The 22227-nt window shown below is 50.6% G+C and carries 18 protein-coding genes; 11 read left to right on the top strand and 7 right to left on the bottom strand.

Annotated features, from left to right (window positions below; all coding sequences use genetic code 11):
* Positions 1-82: 82 nt before the first annotated feature.
* Entirely contained in the window at positions 83-349 is a 267-nt protein-coding gene (gene rpsT / locus FT643_RS21915; protein ID WP_156873560.1) for a 30S ribosomal protein S20, read from the bottom strand.
* A 251-nt stretch (positions 350-600) separates the two neighbouring features.
* On the opposite strand from rpsT, the gene murJ reads away from it, so the two are divergent.
* From murJ to ispH, 6 genes are read left to right on the top strand one after another with little or no spacing between them, the layout of a single operon-like run.
* Positions 601-2172, top strand: coding sequence for a murein biosynthesis integral membrane protein MurJ (gene murJ, locus FT643_RS21910; RefSeq protein ID WP_156873559.1), 1572 nt, complete (start codon positions 601-603; stop codon positions 2170-2172).
* 59 nt (positions 2173-2231) lie between these two features.
* Positions 2232-3182 (top strand): bifunctional riboflavin kinase/FAD synthetase, encoded by a 951-nt coding sequence (gene ribF / locus FT643_RS21905; protein WP_156873558.1) that lies wholly within the window; start codon positions 2232-2234, stop codon positions 3180-3182.
* Between the two features lie 45 nt (positions 3183-3227).
* Positions 3228-6038, top strand: a complete 2811-nt coding sequence (gene ileS, locus FT643_RS21900; RefSeq protein WP_156873557.1) for an isoleucine--tRNA ligase — start codon at positions 3228-3230, stop codon at positions 6036-6038.
* A gap of 43 nt (positions 6039-6081) precedes the next feature.
* Complete coding sequence (gene lspA, locus FT643_RS21895; RefSeq protein ID WP_198043799.1) at positions 6082-6597, top strand: signal peptidase II; 516 nt, start codon at positions 6082-6084, stop codon at positions 6595-6597.
* A gap of 2 nt (positions 6598-6599) precedes the next feature.
* Positions 6600-7067 (top strand): FKBP-type peptidyl-prolyl cis-trans isomerase, encoded by a 468-nt coding sequence (locus FT643_RS21890; RefSeq protein ID WP_156873556.1) that lies wholly within the window; start codon positions 6600-6602, stop codon positions 7065-7067.
* A 39-nt stretch (positions 7068-7106) separates the two neighbouring features.
* Positions 7107-8039, top strand: a complete 933-nt coding sequence (gene ispH / locus FT643_RS21885; protein WP_156873555.1) for a 4-hydroxy-3-methylbut-2-enyl diphosphate reductase — start codon at positions 7107-7109, stop codon at positions 8037-8039.
* Between the two features lie 13 nt (positions 8040-8052).
* On the opposite strand, the gene FT643_RS23745 is transcribed toward ispH, so the two are convergent.
* From FT643_RS23745 to FT643_RS21855, 6 genes are read right to left on the bottom strand one after another with little or no spacing between them, the layout of a single operon-like run.
* Positions 8053-8466 (bottom strand): type IV pilin protein, encoded by a 414-nt coding sequence (locus tag FT643_RS23745; protein WP_198043795.1) that lies wholly within the window; start codon positions 8464-8466, stop codon positions 8053-8055.
* Between the two features lie 8 nt (positions 8467-8474).
* Positions 8475-13181, bottom strand: a complete 4707-nt coding sequence (locus tag FT643_RS21875) for a PilC/PilY family type IV pilus protein (protein ID WP_198043793.1) — start codon at positions 13179-13181, stop codon at positions 8475-8477.
* A gap of 41 nt (positions 13182-13222) precedes the next feature.
* Entirely contained in the window at positions 13223-13708 is a 486-nt protein-coding gene (locus FT643_RS21870) for a pilus assembly PilX family protein (RefSeq protein WP_156873552.1), read from the bottom strand.
* Positions 13705-14811 carry a PilW family protein gene (locus FT643_RS21865; RefSeq protein WP_156873571.1) on the bottom strand — a complete coding sequence of 369 codons (1107 nt, stop codon included), beginning with the start codon at positions 14809-14811 and terminating at the stop codon, positions 13705-13707. Before FT643_RS21865 ends, FT643_RS21870 begins: the two co-directional genes overlap by 4 nt.
* A 7-nt stretch (positions 14812-14818) precedes the next feature.
* Entirely contained in the window at positions 14819-15349 is a 531-nt protein-coding gene (pilV, locus tag FT643_RS21860; protein ID WP_156873551.1) for a type IV pilus modification protein PilV, read from the bottom strand.
* Positions 15340-15900, bottom strand: a complete 561-nt coding sequence (locus FT643_RS21855) for a GspH/FimT family pseudopilin (protein ID WP_156873570.1) — start codon at positions 15898-15900, stop codon at positions 15340-15342. Before FT643_RS21855 ends, pilV (FT643_RS21860) begins: the two co-directional genes overlap by 10 nt.
* A 193-nt stretch (positions 15901-16093) precedes the next feature.
* Here FT643_RS21855 and FT643_RS21850 point away from each other — a divergent pair, with 193 nt between their 5' ends.
* The 5 genes from FT643_RS21850 (at position 16094) to FT643_RS21830 (ending at position 22222) form a co-directional block, all read left to right on the top strand.
* Entirely contained in the window at positions 16094-16570 is a 477-nt protein-coding gene (locus FT643_RS21850) for a type IV pilin protein (protein WP_156873550.1), read from the top strand.
* 182 nt (positions 16571-16752) lie between these two features.
* A complete protein-coding gene (gene pilV / locus FT643_RS21845; RefSeq protein ID WP_156873549.1) occupies positions 16753-17316 on the top strand; it encodes a type IV pilus modification protein PilV in 564 nt (187 codons plus the stop codon).
* A 16-nt stretch (positions 17317-17332) separates the two neighbouring features.
* A complete protein-coding gene (locus FT643_RS21840; RefSeq protein WP_156873548.1) occupies positions 17333-18187 on the top strand; it encodes a PilW family protein in 855 nt (284 codons plus the stop codon).
* A complete protein-coding gene (locus FT643_RS21835) occupies positions 18184-18765 on the top strand; it encodes a pilus assembly PilX family protein (RefSeq protein ID WP_156873547.1) in 582 nt (193 codons plus the stop codon). The genes FT643_RS21840 and FT643_RS21835 overlap by 4 nt, the downstream gene beginning before the upstream one ends.
* A gap of 13 nt (positions 18766-18778) precedes the next feature.
* Positions 18779-22222 carry a pilus assembly protein gene (locus FT643_RS21830; protein WP_156873546.1) on the top strand — a complete coding sequence of 1148 codons (3444 nt, stop codon included), beginning with the start codon at positions 18779-18781 and terminating at the stop codon, positions 22220-22222.
* The last annotated feature ends 5 nt before the right edge of the window (positions 22223-22227 follow it).

Below are 22227 nucleotides of genomic sequence, written 5' to 3'. Positions count from 1 at the left end.
AGCTTGTGGGCCCCAACAAAAAAACCGGCAACAGCCGGTTTTTTTGTTGCTTCAGCAAAGGAAGCCAAGAACATATCGCTAATTAAGCGGCCAGACCTTTAATCTGGGCGTTTAAACGGCTCTTATGGCGAGCGGCTTTGTTCTTGTGGATAATGCCTTTAGTTACCATGCGGTCGATAACGGGCACTGCTGCAAGGTACGCTTTCTGGGCGTTTTCCTGGTTGCCGGTAGCAATCTCGTTAATCACTTTTTTGATCTGTGTGCGAACCATGGAGCGCAGACCGGCATTGTGTCTGCGACGCTTTTCAGACTGGCGTGCACGTTTCTTAGCTGATTTGATGTTAGCCAAGGTCTAGCTCCTTTTGAAACGTATAATCTAAACGTAGGTTGATCAGACGGGTAAGTTACAACCCGTCCGACTGAATTTAATTGGTGCGATCGAAAAGCACGTTGGCTTGAAACAACTTGATTTCGAGGACGCAAGATTATTCATGCATAGGCCCCCACTGTCAAGGCCTGAATACTATTTACTGGTTGGGGATAGGGAATATTCAGACAATACGTATAATAGCGGCCTTCATTGTTTAGGGTCATCAGTGCATGAAACAGGAAATAACAGGGCAGAAACAGAAGGGGTTACTCCGTTCCACCGGTATTGTCAGTGTTTTTACGCTGATGTCCCGGGTGCTAGGGCTGGTTCGGGATGTTGTGGTGGCAAATATGTTTGGTGCCGGAGCCGGAGCCGATGCCTTCTTCGTTGCCTTCAAGATCCCTAATTTTTTTCGGCGTCTATTCGCTGAAGGTGCCTTTTCCCAAGCCTTCGTTCCAGTTTTGTCAGAATACCGTGCGCAGCGGGATCTGGCAGAAGTTCGCTTGCTGATTAGCTACACCTCGGGAACGTTAGGGGGAGTGCTGATTGCCGGAACGATTTTTTGCGTTGTGTTTGCTCCAGCGGTGACCTATTTGTTTGCACCGGGCTTTCACGACACCCAGGGGAAGTTTGATTTGGCGGCGGATATGCTCCGGCTCACCTTCCCTTATTTATTGCTGATTTCCCTTACCGCCTTTCTGGGCAGCATCCTCAATAGTTACGGTAAGTTTGCTATTCCTGCTTTTACCCCGGTGATCTTAAACATAGTGTTGATTAGCTTTGCGATTTTTATATCACCGCTAATGGATCCACCTATCCTGTCGTTGGCCTGGGGGGTGCTGGCATCCGGGGTGATTCAGTTGGTATTCCAGATGCCCTTTATTAAGCAAGTGAATTTGTTGGTGCGGCCAAGCTGGGGTTGGAGCGACCCCGGGGTCAAGCGAATTCTAGCGCTTATGGTCCCTGCGCTGTTCGGTGTTTCCGTAGCCCAGATTAACCTGTTACTGGATACGGTGTTGGCGTCCTTTTTGGAAAATGGGAGCATTTCCTGGCTGTATTATTCTGACCGGCTGATGGAGCTGCCCCTTGGCGTGTTTGGTATTGCCATTGCGACTGTGATTCTGCCAAGCCTTTCCCGTAAGCACTCTACTAAATCGTCCGAGTCTTTCTCGGGGACATTGGATTGGGCGGTTCGCATGGTGTTGTTGATTGGCCTGCCGGCCAGCCTGGCGCTGGTGTTGTTAGCTAAGCCGATGCTGATTACGCTGTTCCAATATGGGGAGTTTGCCCCATCGGATGTAGATAAAGCCAGTATGAGCTTGCAGGCGTACAGCCTGGGCTTGCTGGCATTTATGGTCATCAAAGTGCTGGCTCCGGGCTACTTTGCCCGACAGGACACTAAAACCCCGGTGTCAGTCGGTATTAAAGCGCTGGTGGTAAATATGGTGCTTAATTTAGCCTTAATTATTCCTTTGGCGCACGTTGGACTGGCGCTGGCGACCAGCTTGTCTGCAGCGCTAAATGCCGCGCTGCTCTACCTTGGGCTGCGCAAAGAAGGCGTCTATCAGCCTCAGGCGGGGTGGGCAATATATCTGTTAAGATTGGCTGCGGCAGCCGGTTTAATGATTGCGCTTATATTATGGATGGACCGGGACGTTTCCGAGTGGTTAAGCTGGGGCTGGGAAGAGCGGGTCTGGCAGCTGGCACAAGTGGTTGTGTTGGGGCTGCTATCTTATGTAGGTACCTTGTTAATACTAGGGATGCGTCCTCGTGATTTGCTCACAAAGCCAGGTATTGATTAGGTTATATCCGTCCCTTAACTCCGCTATAATGCTGGGCCTTTTGGCAAGATGACAGAAACATGGAGCTGATCCGCGGCGTTCACAATTTACGGCCCCGTCACCAAGGGTGTGTGGCTACTATTGGCAATTTTGACGGTGTGCACCTTGGGCATCGCGCCATAATTCGCCAAGTAACTGAAAAGGCTAAGGTATTAGACTTGCCCTCAGTGGTCATGGTATTTGAACCACAGCCGCGCGAGTTTTTTGCACCGCAGGAAGCACCGGCCCGATTGATGACTTTTCGTGAGAAATGCGAAGTGATTGCTGAATTGGGTGTGGATAAAGTGCTGTGCGTTCGTTTCGATCATCGATTTTGTAATCAGAGTGCTCGACAATTTTGTGACGATATTCTGGTGGCCGGGCTGGGTATAAAACATCTCGTGGTTGGCGACGACTTTCGTTTCGGAAATGATCGTACCGGTGATTTCCGTTTCTTACAAAGTAAGGGCGAAGAGCACGGGTTTACCGTAGAGAACACGCACACCTTTGAATGGCACGGCGACAGAGTGAGCAGTACCCGAGTGCGGGAATGCCTGGAGCAGAGTGATTTCGATTCCGCAGCGGTTATGCTGTGCCAGCCGTTTTTTATGTCGGGACGCGTTATACATGGCGAGAAGCTGGGACGGACTATCGGTGTGCCGACGGCTAACTTTCTACCGAAACGGGTGCGTACGCCGGTCAGTGGCGTTTTTGCCGTGCAGGTGCGTGGTCTGGATCCTGCGCTTCCCGGTGTAAAAAATGGCGTTGCCAACGGAGTTGCCAATCTGGGGACGCGGCCTACTGTCGGTGGCGAAAAAGTGCGCTTGGAGGTGCACTTGCTTAATTTCAAGGGGGATCTTTATGGCCGCCACCTGCGGGTTATGTTCCGCCATAAAATACGGGAAGAAATTAAATTTGATGGGCTGGAAGCCCTGAAAGTCGCCATACAGCAAGATATTGAAACCGCAACACGCTATTTTAAGCGCAATTAACAATAGATCAGAACCAGGACATATTTTAAAGGGCAGTTGAATTTCATGGCCGATTACAAATCCACATTGAATCTCCCCAATACCCAGTTCCCGATGAAGGCGAACTTGGCGCAACGGGAACCGCAATTGCTTAAGCGTTGGGCTAAGCTGGACCTGTACCAAGCCGTACAGAATGCCACAGCCGGGCGTCCGCAATTTATTCTGCACGATGGCCCTCCCTATGCGAACGGCGATATTCATATCGGTCATTCGGTGAATAAAATTCTGAAAGACACAATTATCCGCGCTAAAAGGCTGAGTGGGTTTGATGCTCCCTATGTCCCCGGATGGGATTGTCATGGTCTTCCTATCGAGCATAACGTGGAAAAGAAAATCGGTAAGGCTGGCGTAAAAGTGCCCTACGACGTCTTTCGCAAAAAATGCCGTGAATATGCGACCAAGCAGGTGAATGGCCAACGCGAGGATTTTATGCGGCTGGGAATATTGGGTGATTGGCACAACCCCTATCTGACCATGGATTTTAAAACGGAAGCGGATACTATTCGGGCGTTGGGGCGGATCGCTGAGAATGGTCATCTGGTAAAAGGCTTCAAGCCTGTGTATTGGAGTGTCGTGGGTGGCTCTGCTCTGGCAGAAGCGGAAGTGGAATACCAGGATAAAACCTCTACTCAGGTCGACGTACGATTTCACCCGGTGGACCGCGAGGCCTTTGCGAAGCAGTTCGGTTTGGCGTCCATCAGTCTGCCATTGTCTGTGGTTATCTGGACTACCACGCCCTGGACTTTGCCTGCCAATCAGGCTGTCGCATTAAGTCGGGATTTGGAATACAGCCTGGTAGAGCTGGATGCGGGGAACGGGAACGAGATTATTTTGCTGGCCTCGGATCTGGTAGAAACGGTTTGTAAGCGATACGGCGTGGAATCTTTCGTCGTGCTTGAAACCACCACCGGGATCAACCTGGAAAATACACTGTTGCGTCATCCTTTTATCGACCGGGTTGTTCCGGTTGTCATGGGTGATCATGTAACTACTGATGCAGGTACAGGCGCTGTGCACATTGCGCCGGATCACGGTCTGGACGATTTTAACGTGGGTTTGAAGTACGGCATTAACACTCTGAACTATGTCGCTGCGGATGGCAGCTATGTGGAATCTACGCCGCTGGTTGCAGGGCAGCACGTTTATAAAGTCGAACCCAGAATTCTGGATTTGCTGGAGCAAAACGGGGCTCTGCTGAAGCAGGCAAAAATGGTTCACAGCTATCCCCATTGTTGGCGCACGAAAACGCCATTGATCTATCGCGCCACGCCGCAGTGGTTTATCAGCATGCAGCAGAAGGGCTTGCTGGAAGCCTGTAAGAAAGCGGCCCATCAGGTGGAGTGGTTACCCGAGTGGGGGAAAGCCCGCATTGAAGGTATGCTGGAGCAAAGTCCGGACTGGTGTGTTTCCCGGCAACGAACCTGGGGAGTGCCTATTGCGCTGTTTGTGCATAAAGAAACGTCTGAGCTGCATCCTGATAGCGCAGAATTAATTGAAGCGGTTGCAAAAAAGGTAGAACAGGACGGAATCGAAGCCTGGTTCAAATTGGATGCTGCGGAATTACTGGGCGCGGATGCTGAGCGTTACGAAAAGGTAACCGATACATTGGATGTGTGGTTCGATTCCGGTGTCACCCATTTTTCAGTGCTGGAGCAACGGGATAATCTGCGCGTCCCTGCGGATCTGTATCTAGAAGGTTCTGACCAGCATCGTGGTTGGTTTCAGTCCTCTCTGAAAACCAGTGTTGCGATTCGCGGAGAAGCGCCCTATAAAACGGTGTTAACTCACGGCTTCACCGTGGATGCTCAGGGCAAGAAGATGTCAAAATCCCTGGGCAATGTTATTTCACCCCAAACCGTGGTCAAAAATCTAGGGGCCGATATTATTCGCTTGTGGGTTTCGGCTACCGATTATCGCGGCGAGATGACGGTTTCCGACGAAATTCTGAAACGGACGGCTGACTCCTATCGCCGTATCCGTAATACCGCCCGTTTTTTGTTGTCCAACCTGAATGAGTTCGATCCGCAAACGAATTTGGTTGCCCAGGATGACATGCTTGCATTGGATCGCTGGGCTGTTCATCGTGCGGCAGTTTTGCAGCAAGAAATCATGCGTCATTACGATGAATTTCAGTTTCATGTGATCTATCAGAAGTTGCATAACTATTGTGTAGTGGATTTGGGCGGTTTTTATCTGGACGTGATTAAGGATCGGCAATACACCTGCAAGCAGGACAGTGTGGCAAGGCGTTCGGCGCAAACTGCGTTGTATCATATTGCCGAAGCACTGGTACGCTGGATCTCCCCTATTTTGAGTTTCACTGCCGATGAGTTGTGGGAATTTATTCCGGGTCAGCGTAGTGCCTCGGTGGCACTTGAAACCTGGTACGACGGATTATTTACCTTGCCTCCCAGCGAGTCCATGAGTGCGGATTTCTGGCAGAGCATTCAGGGTGTAAAAACTGCAGTGAACAAGCAATTAGAGGACGGGCGCAAAAACGGCGTCGTCGGCAGTAGTCTGGAAGCAGAAGTGGACATCCATTGCAGCGGTGAATTGAAAGCGGATCTGGATCGGCTGGGTAACGAGTTGCGTTTTGCTATGATCACCAGTGCAGTTCGTGTACATCGCTGGAGTGACGGTGGTGAAATTGCTGAGCTGGATGGTTTGAAAGTGGAAGTGCAAAAAAGCCAACATCCGAAGTGTGTACGGTGTTGGCATCTTCGGCCCGATGTCGGGTCTGATCAGAACCATCCCGAACTGTGTTTGCGTTGTGTCGACAATGTGGAAGGTGATGGTGAAGATCGACACTTTTGTTAGTGAGCCGGATATTCAAGGTACAGGAATTAATTAAGTGAAAACTATGACAGAAACCGCGGATAACAAAGCACCCGCAGAGAATCAGCCCCTCGGTATGTTGTCGTGGTTGTGGCTATCGACGGCGGTGGTGATTCTGGATCAGGCCACCAAATTGTGGGTAGTGGCTGTGTTTGAGAAGTACGAGCGTTTGGCGGTATTGCCATTTTTCAATTTGACCCTGGCTCATAACGAAGGCGCGGCCTTCAGCTTTCTGGCCGGTGCGGGTGGCTGGCAGCGTTGGTTCTTTACGGCTATTGCCGCCGTAGTCAGTGTTGTATTGATTATGTGGTTACGCAAGCTGCCTAAAACCGACAGGCTGATTGCCGTTGCGCTGGCCTTGATTCTGGGCGGAGCGCTGGGTAATTTATACGACCGCGTTACTCTGGGCTATGTTGTCGATTTTCTTGATTTTTATTGGCAGGACTATCACTTTCCCGCGTTTAACGTAGCGGACAGCGCGATTACCGTAGGAGCGGGTTTGATGATTCTAGATATGTTCATTCACCCCGGGAAGCGTTAGCCTTGAGCGAATTTATCCGAATCGGCCCGGACAAACGGGTGACGTTACATTTTTCAGTTTTATTGATGGACGGCGCGGTGGTGGATACCACCAAATCCGGCAACCCCGCTACCTTTACCGTCGGTGATGGTAATTTGTTGCCCGGATTCGAACAATCGATATTCGGCCTTAAAGCCGGTGACAAGCGATCGGTTGTGCTGGAAGCAGAAAATGCATTTGGGCCCTATAATCCTGAAAATATTCAGACAATGCGCCGCGGGTTATTTTCCCGTGATATGGATTTGCAGCCTGGTTTGGTGGTGTCGTTTGCAGATAAAAGCAAAGCAGAGCTGCCTGGTGTCATCAAGGCAGCAGACGACGATCAGGTGGTTGTGGATTTTAACCATCCGCTCGCAGGTAAAGATATTACCTTCCAGGTCGAAATCATTAATGTGGTGGACGCGCAGTCTCAAGCGGTTCAATTACAGTAGCGAATCAACCGAACCATTCAAAACTTAGTCGAGGCACATATGGAAATCAAAATGGCAAACCCCCGTGGATTTTGTGCTGGTGTAGACCGGGCGATTGCCATCGTAAACCGGGCGCTGGATGTGTTTGGAGCACCGATCTACGTACGCCACGAAGTGGTGCATAATAAGTTTGTTGTGGATGGCTTGCGGGATCGCGGTGCCGTGTTTGTGGACGAACTGCAGGAAGTACCGGATGATGCCATTGTGATCTTTAGTGCCCACGGTGTTTCCAAGCAAGTGCAAAACGAAGCGGAAGGCCGTGGGCTCAAAGTGTTCGATGCGACCTGTCCGCTGGTCACCAAGGTGCATATGGAAGTTATGAAATACTCCCGCGACGGTATGGAGTGTGTGCTGATTGGCCACGAGGGGCATCCCGAAGTGGAGGGCACTATGGGTCAGTATGATCACTCGTATGGTGGTGGAATTTATCTGGTGGAAACGGTCGCGGATGTAGCAAAGCTCAAAGTCCATAATCCGGACAAGCTCGCGTATGTAACTCAGACTACACTCTCCGTGGACGACACTTCTGCCATTATCGACGCTTTGCGAATTCACTTTCCCAAAATCGAAGGGCCCCGCAAGGATGATATATGTTACGCCACGCAGAACCGTCAGGATGCAGTGAAAACGTTGGCATTGGAAACTGAAATTGTATTTGTGGTGGGGTCACCCAATAGTTCTAATTCGAATCGTTTACGTGAACTGGCAGAACGCTGTGGTGCGCGGGCGTACCTTGTTGATGAACCGGGCCAGTTGCAAAAAGAATGGTTAGACAATGTGAAAACCATCGGTGTTACTGCTGGAGCCAGCGCACCGGAAGAATTGGTTTTGCGGGTGGTGAACCAGCTAAGAGAGTGGGGTGGGAACAGCCCTGCGGAACTCAGCGGGCGAGAGGAGAACATTGTGTTCTCCATGCCCAAAGCCTTGCGCTAAGAAGTAACAAAAACTAGTCCCAACCGGCGTTACCGTTCCATTTTTTGGCACCGGTGTTTTTCAATTCCAGGGTGCCATCGGCATCTTGTCCGTTTTTGGGTTGCGCCTGCAATGTGTAACTGGTGGCGTCCAAAGCTGTGATTTTCAGGTCATAAAACTTTTTTGACCCGTCTATGGGGGCTTCTGCCGGATAAACACCGGTAGCGCCGACGGTGGCGCCAACGTAAGTGTTATTGGCAGTGTGGTATCGCTCCATAGCCTGAGCTAACCCCATCAACGCGCCTTTAGCATCTGTACGGCGGGTTTTCTTCACTGAGCTATCGTATGCGGGGTAGCCCACCGCAGCGAGAATCGCTACGATGGCCACCACAATCATCAGTTCAATCAGTGTAAATCCCTTTCCCTTTTTAAGTAATGAACCTTGCATCATGCCTCCTAAAAGCTGTACCAGAATGTTTTGGTAACAATATCGCCACTGCTGGCTTTGGTGAACTCGGTACCGACACCGACCAGGTCACTGGTGCCATCATCATCAGTGATTCGCACGTGAACCGGAGCTGAAGGGATCCCGCTCCCCATTAGGGTTGAAGAACCCCAACGGTCGGCGGTATCTGTTCCAACCACGGTGGGTGTAGCATCGATCAGATTAATGCTATAGAGCTTGCGTACAGCGGTGTCCGTTGCTGTACAGCTGGCACTGGCTATAACATCCGGTTGATAGGTTGTGAAGTACAGTACACCGTTGAGTGTTAATGCCCGAGCCAGTGTTTTTTCACCCGGGCCGGTTGTGTTCTTATATTCACCGAATAAATCGATAAACCAACCTTGTGCAGCACTCAAGCTTTCGGCGCTGTCTTCTTGCTGTGTATCGGTACCGTTTTCAATTATATTGTTTGTGGTATCGAAAAGATCGCTATGGGTGAGTTTAACGTAATCAGGATGGCCATCACTGTCCGTATCCGCGGGCGCCGAGGTCAGTGAGTTTTGCAGGACAAGATAAAATCGATCTTCCGTCGCAACGTTGAGCGGGTGCGCCTGAAAACCGGAGCCTATCGCGATTGCTAGTTTTCTCTGGTTATCTTTAACGAGTACAGAGATATCGGGTTCATGGTAGAAGCGTCGGGTATTAGCCGCCGTGGCGCCGCCCAGATCGGCAATCACACCTGCGGTAACCAAGTTGGCGACGGCACTGCCATTATGAACATCGAAGCGCCAGAGCTGGCCTCCCATATCACCTACATAGAATTGGTCTGTAACGCCGTCTGCATCAACGTCGATGGCGCGAACGGTGGAGGGTATGCTGTATTGCATATCAGTCAGATTCAGGTCGTAAGATGCCTGATTGCTGGCAGACCAGATTAACGCACCGGTGCTCGCATTTACAATGTACATGGCGTTTCCGATATCGTCCGCAGTGCGAACGTTGGCACTATCCTGGTCGTCATCGTAGCCCCCGGAGATAATCAATACGTCGGTGATTGTGCCGCCAACGTTGATTTTGGTTTTAATGGGTCTGGCCCAGGTTTGCCCCATTTTAACGAAGTCACCGGAGCCGCCATTGATTGTCCAAAGCATCCGCGGGCTGTTGCGGTTGGTCACGTTCAGCGCGTAATAATTCCTTCCGCCCCGGCGCATGCCCATATAGAGGTAAACATGGTCATTGTCGGCAGTCTCGATGATAGAGTTCGCGTTAACGTCTTTTATCCATGCGGCAATTTGTCCATCCAGGCCGTAGGGGTGATTGCTTTCACCTGTGTTTCGATACAGTTTGTCCAGATTAGGCAATAGTTCATCCGGTATGAAAGCGAAGTGTTCAACACCCGTGCTGGCATTCACTGCATGGAACACACCTTCGTTATCACCATAAAATACACTGATGTCGGGATCTGATTCGGTTCCCCCGTAGGTCACCAGATACGGGGACGAATGCAGCGGATCAGCTAATTGATTACGGCTATCGGTAGTGGAACCGTCCTCATCGGTATCGAGAACGTCTTGTCCCCGAATCCAATTAATCAGGTTTTCATGATAACTGTCGGTTTCTGCTCCGATACCAAGGCGATCTTTGGTGATATTGGTTTTGTTAGCCACCGAGATCGGATTGTCTCCCAATAGGTTTGAAGCTCCAGAATAGTGGGTGTAAATTTTGCGCGCACTATGGGTCGGCAGCTGATGAGCTGCCCCGCCTTTCTGGGTGTCATTTCCATCGGCTATAGAGGCCCAAAAACTAACCGCGTCGTCTTTGAAGAAACCGGTTGTAGGATCGATTGCGTTAGCGCCGCCACTGTCCAAAATGTCCCCGTTGCTGGTCAGTTTGTAGCGTTTGAGATTGCCCGGCCAATATTCGTTTTCTTTCGGTTGAAACAGGGAGAAGTACACTTCATTGCGGTGACTGAGCCGGTTGAAGGAGTTAACAGTTACACCGGGTGAAACGAAGGTTGTATCCAGATCCAGGGCGGGTCCGACGATCTTCTGGAACACGGTCAACAGTTCCGATGATGAGCTAGCAGCGTAAGTGCCGCCACCGCCTTTCGTTGCGATCGAACTCAGGTAACCGCTATCATCGCTGTAATTAAAACCGATGGTGTGGGTTTTTATGTTTTGGCTTCCGATTACTGAACCACTCTGATCGTTTGTGAACAAGTATTTGCTGAGCTCTTCTGCGCAGCTGTAGTCCGAATCACCGTAGGATTTGCAGTTAGAGTCACCGGTCATAGACCGTATTAGACTGGCGGAATCGTTGCGTGTCGGGTCACCGTCTGTAAGTAATACAATGTGGTTAGTTTGACATTGATCTGTAATCGGTGAGGTGTACACCGGAGTACCGGTAATTTGCTCACTAATACAGTCCGAATCGTTCAGGTTGGTCTCGTTGCACCCGGAGGGTAGAGAGTGTGACCCGCCTGTATAGCTGCCCGGATGGGAGACTCGGAAGTATTTCCGTGTGCTGCTGTTCGCACCGGAATCGCCCCGTGATTTCCCATAAAGAACGTTGTTGCCGCGGAAATACAGTGCCGCTTCATAGAGTGCATCGACGATAGGCGTGTTCCCTGCCGGGACGAAGGTGGAGATAACTTCACGTACTGCATCCCGGGTTGTGGGCACAAAATCGTTGGTGCTGCCGGAGGCCCGCAATACTAATCTGGGTGCGTCAAATGCACTTTCATCGAACGAGACTGCATCACGTGAACTTCCGTTTGTGTTGGTTTTTATGATAAGACTGATCGCATTTCCCTGATTCCAGCCAGGGCGGTTAACTATGGCTTGTATCAGTGGGCTTATGTCGGGCGTACGATAGACTTGGCCTTCCGTCCAGGCTTCGACTCCGTTCCAGTTCACTGTCGTTCCTATGGTTGCCAATCCATTGGCCTTACGGGAGTCGCTATACGTGCCCGGATTGTCGGAGCTTTCCGCATAGATGATAAAGTTAGAGGCGACCGAATCAGAGCGACTGGCCTTAAATTCAAGGTAGGCGCTACTGACGGTTGAATTGGCGGCGACCGCCAGGTTATTGAAGCGCAAACCTACAGCCTGTTTAGTGCTGCCGTCATAGCCGAATGTCAGTATTTTACCGGTCGTATATTGTGCCCCGTTACCGCCAACCACATGCTCAACGTCATTGCTTGCGGTATTAATACGGTAACTCAAGGCGGATGAAACGCAGCTTCCGTCTTCCGGGATAGTTGTCGGGTCGTACTCAACAACCAAGCGCGGCGCGCTCCCTCCGGAAGCATCATAAGAAACGGCAGGCCGGGTGCCAGTACCATCGATCAACAAAGTCAGAGCATTGCCACCACACCATCCGGCACGATCCGTAATTTCCTGCACAATGTCGGTGATGTCAGCGGAATCATAAACCTCTCCATTTTGCCAGTTTACTGAAGGGGTCCAGTTGACGGTGTTGGTGGTAAGAGTCCGATTCAGGTTGTTCACGCTGGCTTCCAATGGTGCGGAATTGTCTGCAGCTTCGCCACGTATATTGAGCGTGGTGGGAACATTGGAGTCACGATCTGCAGTAAATTCTACTTTAGCACTGGTGATGGTGACACCCTTAGGAATATCCAGTTCGGAAAAACGTAACCCCACAGTTTGGCTGACTGGCGTGCTCTGAACTTGATAGCTAACGGTTAACCTAGGTTCTTCGTTGCCGTCATCATAGCTGGAAAAATCTCTGGAACCGTTTGGCCTGCTAGTATAGGCATGTTGTAGAAAGAGCGCCGCGTCACTGTCGGTTGACCAGGTTGCTTGCTGCACCAACTCTTGTATTACGTTGGTTATGTCTGAGGACTCTATCTCTCGTCCTGCACGTACTGTCCCTCTGATCGGCCAGACGGCTGTATTCGTGGTTTTTAGGCGGCTGCTAATGTTGTTTGAATTGCTGAATTCTGCAATCGTATTGCCCAGTTGACCCGATATTCTTAAATCAACATCATTTCGTCTAATGGTATTGCGGTCCCCGCGATTTTCAATATCGAAGGTTAGAAAAGCGTTTAGAATAGTGGCGTTTTGAGGGATTCCGAGTTCCCGAAAGATGACCCCTACAAGCTGAAGGTCACGATTGTTTTGGTCATCAGCGGGGACTTCCAGAGAGTGGCTTTCGGTATTGATTTTACCGTCGTCCTCTTCTTCCGCGTCATCCGTACTGCGTTGGACGGACACGGTAATGGTTTCCGCAGTACCGGAACTAGAACGCTGAGTAATCTCTAGAGTGCGATTGTCCAGTGTCACCACGCCGGTTGCATTGTCCTGCTCTGCATCGCCGTCAGTGGAGCTGATACGGGCGGACGTAAAACCGTTATAAGGCGAGGAGTCCGGAATTGGCTCGTCTATATTCGTGATGGGATAAAGAATCGGGCCGCCCGGATCGTTAAAACGCATCAGGCCAATGTTGACATTATTCATTCCACTTAGTAGGTCATAGAACGCATTTTTCATACGGTCCATGCGATGCAAGGTTTCTCCGTCATACGCGTCCATCGATCCTGAAGTGTCCAGAATAAATAGAATGTTCGGTCTGACTGCCGCATTGGCGGCACCACCAAAAAAGATTTCAGTGTCATCCGCATGCGCCGATAACCCCGCCATAGCCGACATCAGAAATACAAACAACCCACTGCCAAATTTATGTTTTAATATTTTCACGGAACACCTCATTGCAACATGGCAACATTTACTAAATCAAATCAATTGTATTCAAAACCCTGTACAACCGTTTTCGCTGCTTTAGAGCCCGCAAGCTCGGATTCGGCTGTCATTTCGTAGACGTAACTCACCAGTTTACTGGTGCCTTCTTCGCTCGACATGGAGTCGCCGATCGACAGTGTACGTTCCTTGATGACGCGTAACGTAATGCCTGAAGTTATATCCGTATCAGAAAGCGCGACGCTCACGGTGGGCCAATTGGTCCCATTGTTCAGGTATTGGTTAATAGAGGAGGTCAGCATCCCGGTAGAGCCGTTCACTACACTGGTTATCTGATTGTCGACGGCACTTTCAGCCGCCTGAAACGCCCGATTGGTGTTTTGCGAGTTTGCCGCCATTTTTTCTTGCAGGTTTGCATCCGTCATTGCGCTCACCGCAACCAGCGTTGCCAATAACAGAATCATTAAGCCGATCACCAGAACGGCTCCGTTTTCTTTTTTTAACGATGCAACTGATTGAGTCTTCATTTGACTACCCTACGATTTCTTATATTGATGTTCATGTTTACTACACGGCGTAAGCGCCGGTCATTGGGATAGGCCAGTGGTGTGGTGGCTTGCGTAATGGTGCGATCCAGCAATTGATAGGTGGATGTGTCATCGGTTGTTAGTACACGGTCACTACTTGCCAGGAGTAACGCGATTTTAATGACGGTGACATCTTCCCATTTGATATCTGTGTCGCTGGCGTTGACATAGCGGATAGTGTTGTTACTGGTGTTGTTATCGACTGCGATTTCCTGTCCGTATAAAATCTGCATGTTCTCAACGCCCTCTACAATCTCTTCGATATCCCCGTTTACATCGCGCCGGTACAAGGCGAAAATTTCATCCCCGGAGTTATTTTTGCGACCGCTTTTACCAACGAAGTAGGTGTTGGAAAGAAAAATTCGCACAAGATCTTCGGAGCTATAGGCCACTCCGAGCTCTGTGGAGGTGTTGGTGGAATCGCCGTGACTAATGGTGACAGGGCTGCCAGCGACTACGCCTGACACCTTAAATACGTCTATAAAGTCACAGCTACCGACGCTGGCAATCGAGCCGTCTTTTAAACCGAAAATATTATTGCTGAGTTCGATGTCGTCACTTTTTGACGACATATCGGAGTTCAATGGAATGCTGGTTTGAGATAAAAACTGAGCCCTGAAGACATCGCTATGCAGGATTGCGTTTTTGTTTGCATCGTTATCAATATCCCCCAGGTCAATCTTTGCAGCATCACCCCACGAATGTGCGGTGATATCCCAGCCGTTCAGGCTGTTGTCCCGAAAATTGGTAATATAGGGAGGGGCGTCTTTATAGATAACGCTGACTCCGGTGCCTGCCTCGTGCGGATCAAGGCAGCCGACGAATCCAATGTGACGGCTATCGGACATAAATATATCATTCACCAAGCGTGAGCTTTCCTGTATGCGTGACAGCGCCCCAGCCACTTTTTCCGTTTGTTTAAACGAAATAAACACTTGAATGATACCGCCGATAAGGAGCGCGCCGATGGCAAGGGCGACCATGATTTCGATTATGGTGAAACCGGTTTCCCTGTTGTCTAATTGCATTTTCAATTTGTTCATTTCAGGCTCACAACAGTATGTTCATTGACAATGTTTGATCCGCTGCCACTTTTTGGGAGGTATCGGTCGCATCCCAGTCGGTTTCACTCCAGGTAATAGTGATAGTGAACAGGTTGTTCTCGCCGCGCGTGATGGTGCCGACCGCGTTAGGCAAAGAAGGGTGGAAATTGGCTACGCTGTTTACATTGACGAAGTTCCCGGCCCATTCCCGAATATCCAGGCTCACGCGCTCTGCTGGGCTGCAGCCTGTAGCGTTGCCGAAACAGGTTGGGGCGGATGGGATGGTGCCACTGGTATCGATAGCGTCGTAACTGTTGTTGGCCAGTGCGCGGGCACTGTTTTTGCGAATCCGATCGGCCATGTCATAGGCATAACTGGACGCCAGCGAACGGTAAAACGCGCTTTGATCGCTTTTAAGGCTGGTTAGCATCATGGTTGCCATTCCCAGGATGCCGATTCCCAGCACCAGTGCGGCCACCAAAACTTCGATCAGGGTGAAACCCTGGCTTTTCGTTGATTTGGATAGGATTACGGACATGCGATGTTTACTCCATCATGATCATTAACAATGGAATCAGCGGGATCGTTTTCATCCATCGCTGAGCGGGTTTGCCCGCTGATATTCAAGATAATGGCTTTAGCGGAGGTCGCACCGCGATCGTCGCAGAAGACAAACGCGCCGGAATTGGTGATGGTGCCCTGGGAGTCAAACCGGACCAGGCTGTTAGAGCTGAAGCCGGTGGTGCGCAACGTGTTGCTACCTGAGAGTGTGCCTTCCACTCTCAGGATGTTTGCTGAGTTGCCTGGCTGACCGTCCCGGTCACCGTCTTTAAATAAAATCCAACCTTGTTCCCATTGGCTCGTATTACAGCTGGTCTGATTCGTCGATCCGCAAAGCGTGACGGCTTGATCGTTCAACTTAACTGCTTCAGTACGTGCGAAACTGATCGCCCCGATCATGGAATTGGCCTGACTGGTGATCCGGTTGTTTTGAATCGAGGTGGAAAACGAGGGCACGCCCAAGGTGATGACCACCGACATTACAAGAATCGTGAGCATGAGCTCTATTATGGTGAAACCGTTCTTCATGGCGTTATCACTGCTTCATTAGTTGTTTGTCGACAACTTTAGTGTAGGAGGGCCGGAACGCTCTGCCAGGCGGTGCTGATAGAGGGCAAGAATCGGAGACGAGCGGTCAAAAAATAACCTGTTTGGTTATAACGATCGGGTGTATTATGCTTTTGGTCCGCGGCAGACCCTGCCGGGTCCGGAAAAGCTTGATTTGGGTCACATTTTGCTCGCCAATATTGGAGTGCGCGCGTTGGTTATGGATTTTCGACTGAAAAATCAATGGATTGAGCGCCGGAATTCCGGTGCCGGCTTTAGTCTGATTGAATTGCTTATTGTAATGGTGATTATCGCCTTGCTCGCTACGATCGGTTACCCCTCCTATACCGAACAAGTGCGTAAAACTGCACGCAAGGAAGCCGTGGGTAAAATACTGGAGACCGCTAGCCGACTGGAGCAATTCCGTACCCAGAAAATGGCATACCCCTCCGCGTCGGAGGTGGACGCATTTGGGTATGATGGCAACAAATACACCATTTCCGTGGAAACGGTGACCGAAGGCGTCGCCGTTAAAGCGACGCCGGTCGCCGACACACTTCAGGCGGACGATAAATGTGGAGAGATGACGTATACGACCCCCGGCATCTGGTCCTTCACCGGCACCGACATGACGGAAAAGGAATGCATATAGGTTAATGTTTGGCCGGGCCGAGTGCGTTTGGCCCATGGTTGTAACCGTTGGTCGAAATTGAATTGGGTCGCCCTGACTGCTGGGTAATAGTCAGGCACAGAAATGGATTTGACTCTTGGGGGCGGACGTCTGAATCCATGTGGGTTCCAGCGCGAGCGCAACAATGGACTGGTTGATCGTTAGTGGTATGGGAGGCTCAATTGGCCATCTCGGGTAAAGTTATCCGGGCGCAATCCGCGTCGGGATTCTCCATCATAGAAGTATTAGTCGCCTTGCTGGTGTTGGGCGTCGGTGTCATGGGATACGCCGCCTTGCAGCTCAAATCCGTTCGTCTAAGCGAAGAGACATACAGCCGTAGTCAGGCCATGTCGGTGGCTCAGGATTTTATTGAGCGGGTACGGGTGAATTTCAATGAGGCTTCAAAAGCGCGCTATGTAGCGGCAGCAAGCTGGACAGGAGAAGTGGCTGAAAGTGCTCCGGTATCCTGTGTTCAGACGCAATCCAAGCCCGGGCTTGACCACTTTTGTACGCAGGCGCAAATGGCAGATCAGGACATATTTGATGCCCGCACCCATGTAGCCCAGGTGTTGGCGGACGGCAAAATGCAATTTAGTCAATGCGATAACGTGTATTGCGTTACGGTAGCCTGGGCCGATACAACCGTCGATACGTGCGATCAGGCGGACTTTGCCGATGGCGCACGGACTGCAAATGCCCATTGCGTAATTGTTGAATTCATTCCTTAACTGTGGAAAAGAACAGATGAAGACACACAAGGGTTTGTCTTTGGTCGAGCTGATGGTCGCACTGGCTTTGGGAAGCCTGGTCACCATTGCGACCACCCAATTGTTTCTGGTGAACCGCCAAACCGAAAATTTGCAGCTGGGTATCGCTTCAGTGCAGGAAAACGGGCGTTTTGTGTTTGACTATTTAAGCCGGCAATTCATGTCTGCGGGGTATTCCGAAGGTGAGCCAATTGTTCCCTTTGTGGTTGACGGAACGTCGTTCAATAACCTGGAAATTGATGACGGTACTAAGTTTGACACGGTAGTTTTCGAAGTGCTTGATGGTCAGGATTGTCTGGGCAATGCGTTAACCGGCTTCAAAAAATTCTATGTTAAGAACGATGCTTTAGGTAACCGCCTGGTGTGTACGGCTTATGAAAAAAATGCGGCTGACCCGGAAGCAGGGACTGATACGGATGAGGGTGCAGGGGAATCCGCCGCCGAAGACGAATGGTCTGCAGACGATTCCGGTCCCCTTGTGGATAACGTAGAGGCATTCCAGGTTTTGTACGGAATCGACTTCGATAGGCAGAGCGACGAAGGCTATGGCTATGCAAACGTATATACCAATGCGCAGCAGACCAAAGCGCTTTTTGATGGCGGTGAAGCGGTTAGAATTGTCAGCGTTCGTTTTGCCATATTAATCGCCAGTGATTCTTTGGTGACTCTGGATAATACCAACGCCAGAGAATCTATCGATGTTCTGGATCAGAGTTATGTACAGGGCGAACAGGACGGCGAAAACTCCAATCAGATTAATTTTGCCGATGGCCGTATGTACCGCACCTACGGTGCGACAGTTGCCCTCAGAAACGTGGTGGAACAATTATGAATACAATGCGGACAGCCAATCCGACAAAGCCCCTATCGGTGTCCACTTTCTCCGGTTCCCAGGGGGCTGCATTATTCGTCGCTCTCATTATTTTGTTGGTGGTATCGCTGATCGGTGTGTCGGCTATCAAAAGTGGGATTTTTCATGAACGCATGGCGTTCAATGCCCAGTCGGAGGAAATGTCCTTTCAGGCAGCGGAAACCGGCATCAATGCGGTAATCGCTGAAGCGGAAGTCAACGGCGGTATGCTGAATACCGTGCTCAAAACCGGTACCCCTTTGGAGCACTGTGTTTCCCGCGCTTCCGGTTTAACAGAAGGTGCATGTGATGATGCAAGCACGATCGATATTCGCGCCAGTGTTAACGCAGATGCGCTTACCGAGTTTGAAGGTAAAAGCCCCATTTTGGGCACGGACGCTGCTGCGTTTATGTATTTTGAATTTTCTACGATCGGTGACGGCAGTTACGCTGACACCAATTTGCCGTTCCGGAATAGAAATTACCAGGGGTGGCGCAAAATCGGTCCCGGTAACGGTCGATTTAGTGACGACAACAATCTGCTTGCCGATTCACTATAAAGGGTAACCCTTAATGGCTAAATATATTCTGCGATTTCTTCTGTGTTGTTTGCCGGCAGTGGCCGTTGCTGATGATACTGAACTGTTTTTTGCGCCAGTGGATGGCACGGTGAAAGTCATGTTGCTGGTGGACACCTCAGGTTCCATGGGGTGGGTGGAAGGCGCCTCCGGATCCAACCAGAATACCTATCGCGGTGATTGCTCGGACGGGGGTGGCAGCAATCGCAAGATCTGCATTTTGAAAAATCAGTTGCGTACATTTTTACAGGCTTCTTCTGCCGATGCCTGGCCGGATAATCTCGAAGTGGGTTTGGCTCAATACGCAGAGCCGGGTGGTATTATTCTGGCACCGCTGGCGCGCCTGGATGCACCCTACAATGCTCAGGGTTCCACTGCAACTACGCAGCGCCAGCATCTGTTGGAAGTAATTGATCGTCTAAAAGTGGGCGAGTATAGCGAGGAAGGCGGAAACAGCACGGATCTGGGTGATTCCACACCCTTAATAGGCAGTTACCTGGAGGTGGCAGAGTATTTAAGGGGTGGCACGCCGGTATCCCCGTTTTCTGTTGATCACAGTGCCGTGTCGAGCTGGGCGGCCGGCTTGGCTGGTGATCAATACGCCGGGGTAGAGCTGACGCCCACCTGTGGTAGCAACCACGTGATTGTATTAACGGATGGAGAATCCACTTGTGAAAAAACCGGGCAGACGGTTCATTCTTCTGCCGAGTTGGGTAATAGCTTTGTTTGTAGCTCCAATTCCTCAAACGTAGTCGGGAGCAATAATGTCAATGGGGTGGAGCAGGGCGATACTCTGGGTAAAAGAGTCGCTTCTTTTTACGGGTCGTTATCCGGTGGCTACGTTGATACCGATAACGATGCTTATCTGGATGTGTGTGCAGATGACATCGTTACGGGTGGGTTCGAATCACAGGGTAGCTATTGGGGGTGTTTGAATGCGGTCGCAGACAAACTGAACCGGCTTAAAAATTCCGCTAACGAATCCACTTCCATAAAGACTCATGTTATTTCCTATGGGCTTAATACCGGAAGCGGTTCCGATCTCACGCCATTGGGTCTGTCCCTGAAAGATTGGGCCGATAAAGGCTCTGGCTCCTTTTTCAGTGCGCAAAGCGGTTCGGATCTAAAACAAGCTTTGGGAGGCATCGTGGAATCCGGTTATGCGTCTGGTTCCTATACGATTGCATCCGGCGCGGTCGGGGTAAATCTTACCAACCAGTTTTCCTATCTGGATGAAATCTATTTCTCGATGTTTACGCCATCCGGTAAACCCTTTTGGTACGGCAATCTGAAAAAATATTTCTACGACTTTGATGAAGATGACGCTATCGGGATTTTTGTTAACCCCGGTAAAACCATAGAAGCAGTCCGTGACGGAGTGTTCCTGCCAAACGTAAACAGCATTTGGTCTGACGTATTCCCCGCTAACTACCACTCTGGCAGTGTGATAAACAAAGACGGCAATATCGCGCACATCGGCGGTGCAGCCAGCCAGATTGAGCCTGCGGTCAGTCGCCGCCTTTACACTTATGTTGATGATACCCGTCACCGGATGCCCGCTATTGATAGCCAGTCCGACTCCGTAGCCGCCATTAAAGCATTTATGGTTGCTGATGCAGGAACCGATGCTCCCGCTGACTACAGTAACAAAGTAGACCGGATATTAAGCTGGCTGCAGGGAGACGATGTGCTGGATGAATGGCTTGATATCAGCGGAGAAAGCAATGATACACGGGCGGGGCTGAGCGGCGTACGCACCTTGTATGGTGCGCCATTGCATGGGTCTCCGGTGGTGGTGAATTATAAAAGTTTTGATAGTGCAGGAGAGGCTTTGAATGATCCTGACGATATTGTGTTCGTGAGCACCAACGACGGCAAGCTATATGCGCTGGACACGGATACCGGCGAAGAGAAGCTGGCCTTTCTTCCGCAAGCGATGCTACGCCGCCAGAATGGTGAGCGCTCAGCGATAGAAAGAATGTACGACGCCATAAATAACGACGTTCCAGGTGGATTGATTTACGGTCTGGATTCTACCTGGACCGTATGGCGGCAGGACATGCCCGATGCGTCGGGCATCCGTGATGGCAACATTTCCTCGGGAGCGGGTTCAGCGGATTTTGTCCGGCTGTTTGGTGGCATGCGCCGGGGTGGCCGTAATTACTATGTACTCGACGCAACCGGCGCGAATAACGCGAACCCGGAAATAGAGCAAATCAAGGTCATTGAGGGTGGCATCGCGGATACGGCGTTTGAAAATATCGGGCAGACCTGGTCTGAACCGGTATTGTCGATCATCAATTATCGCGGCACCAATGCGGCGGTGTTCATCGTGGGTGGGGGTTATGATGTTGCCTACGATAATGGTAGGCCCGCGAGTTTACCGGCACAAGGTGCACAGCTGTTTATCATTGCGGCGCAGGATTTCACCGCAGCAGGCACCGAATATGAGATTGGCGATGTGTTGTGGTGGGCCTCCTCGGAAAACAACAACGATGCAAAGCATGTGGAAATTGAAGCGTTGAAATACAGTATTCCGTCGGCAGTAAAAACTCTGGATAAAGACGGAGACGGCTTCCTGGATCATATTTATGTCGGGGATATGGGTGGGCAGGTGCATCGATTGGATATTGATAATTCAGGCGGTACTGATTTGGTTGCGAATGCGAGCAACGGTTTTGCCGACACGGTAATAGCCCGGCTTGGCTTTGACGGTTCCTCTTTGCAGGACAACCAATACCAGGACGACCGGCGCTTTTTCTATCCTCCCAGCGTAAGTTTGATGCTTGATTCCCGTGGCCGGCGTTATATCGGTGTGGCTTTGGGTAGCGGCTGGCGTTCTAACCCTTTGAACTCAGTAGTTGATGAGAAATTCTATTATCTGATGGATTACGCGCCTTATACGGGGGCCAGTGAAACAGTGGTGACGGACAGCAGCGTGACCCAGTCGCAAAATCTGCAGATACAACCGTTGGCCATGGTCGATGATATCGGCGATCTCGCGGATACCGCTGCCAATATCGCGGCTGATACGGGTATTCGTGGTTACAGTTTTGCGCTGGATAATACCGCCGAGAAATTCCTCGGATCGCCGTTGATACTCAGTGGAAGTGTGTACTTTTCAACCTATTATCGGGACAGTCAGCAGGTGTCTGCCAATGTTTGCCAGGCAACCACCGGAACCGCTGCATTTTACTCATATGTTCCGGGTTCCGGTTCTGCGCTACAGGTGGCTGATCGGTTAAATCAAAACGCGGCGGGCAGCATTCAGGCGATTATCGCCCAGATCGAGGTGCAAGTGACTGGTGAAGGGGAGGCTGGAGATACACCGCAACGCAAAGTGAAAGGGGGATTGTTCTCCGGGCCGGGATCTCCGGGTAGCATACCGATGAATCTGGATGGCATCCGTAAAACCCGCTGGCATCGAATTCAGGAGTAAGGGTG

This window comes from Ketobacter sp. MCCC 1A13808 (assembly GCF_009746715.1).
In the GTDB taxonomy this organism is placed as follows: Bacteria; Pseudomonadota; Gammaproteobacteria; order Pseudomonadales; family Ketobacteraceae; genus Ketobacter.
The sequence above is the reverse complement of the archived record's forward strand: the minus strand, read 5'-3'. Positions and strand labels throughout refer to the sequence as shown.

Excerpts from the sequence above, each read along its gene's own strand:
- murJ (WP_156873559.1), top strand. The coding sequence starts at position 601 with ATGAAACAGGAAATAACAGGGCAGAAACAGAAGGGGTTACTCCGTTCC.
- ribF (WP_156873558.1), top strand. The coding sequence starts at position 2,232 with ATGGAGCTGATCCGCGGCGTTCACAATTTACGGCCCCGTCACCAAGGG.
- ileS (WP_156873557.1), top strand. The coding sequence starts at position 3,228 with ATGGCCGATTACAAATCCACATTGAATCTCCCCAATACCCAGTTCCCG.
- lspA (WP_198043799.1), top strand. The coding sequence starts at position 6,082 with ATGACAGAAACCGCGGATAACAAAGCACCCGCAGAGAATCAGCCCCTC.
- ispH (WP_156873555.1), top strand. The coding sequence starts at position 7,107 with ATGGAAATCAAAATGGCAAACCCCCGTGGATTTTGTGCTGGTGTAGAC.
- FT643_RS23745 (WP_198043795.1), bottom strand. The coding sequence starts at position 8,466 with ATGCAAGGTTCATTACTTAAAAAGGGAAAGGGATTTACACTGATTGAA.
- FT643_RS21870 (WP_156873552.1), bottom strand. The coding sequence starts at position 13,708 with ATGAAGACTCAATCAGTTGCATCGTTAAAAAAAGAAAACGGAGCCGTT.
- FT643_RS21865 (WP_156873571.1), bottom strand. The coding sequence starts at position 14,811 with ATGAACAAATTGAAAATGCAATTAGACAACAGGGAAACCGGTTTCACC.
- pilV (WP_156873551.1), bottom strand. The coding sequence starts at position 15,349 with ATGTCCGTAATCCTATCCAAATCAACGAAAAGCCAGGGTTTCACCCTG.
- FT643_RS21855 (WP_156873570.1), bottom strand. The coding sequence starts at position 15,900 with ATGAAGAACGGTTTCACCATAATAGAGCTCATGCTCACGATTCTTGTA.
- FT643_RS21840 (WP_156873548.1), top strand. The coding sequence starts at position 17,333 with ATGAAGACACACAAGGGTTTGTCTTTGGTCGAGCTGATGGTCGCACTG.
- FT643_RS21835 (WP_156873547.1), top strand. The coding sequence starts at position 18,184 with ATGAATACAATGCGGACAGCCAATCCGACAAAGCCCCTATCGGTGTCC.
- FT643_RS21830 (WP_156873546.1), top strand. The coding sequence starts at position 18,779 with ATGGCTAAATATATTCTGCGATTTCTTCTGTGTTGTTTGCCGGCAGTG.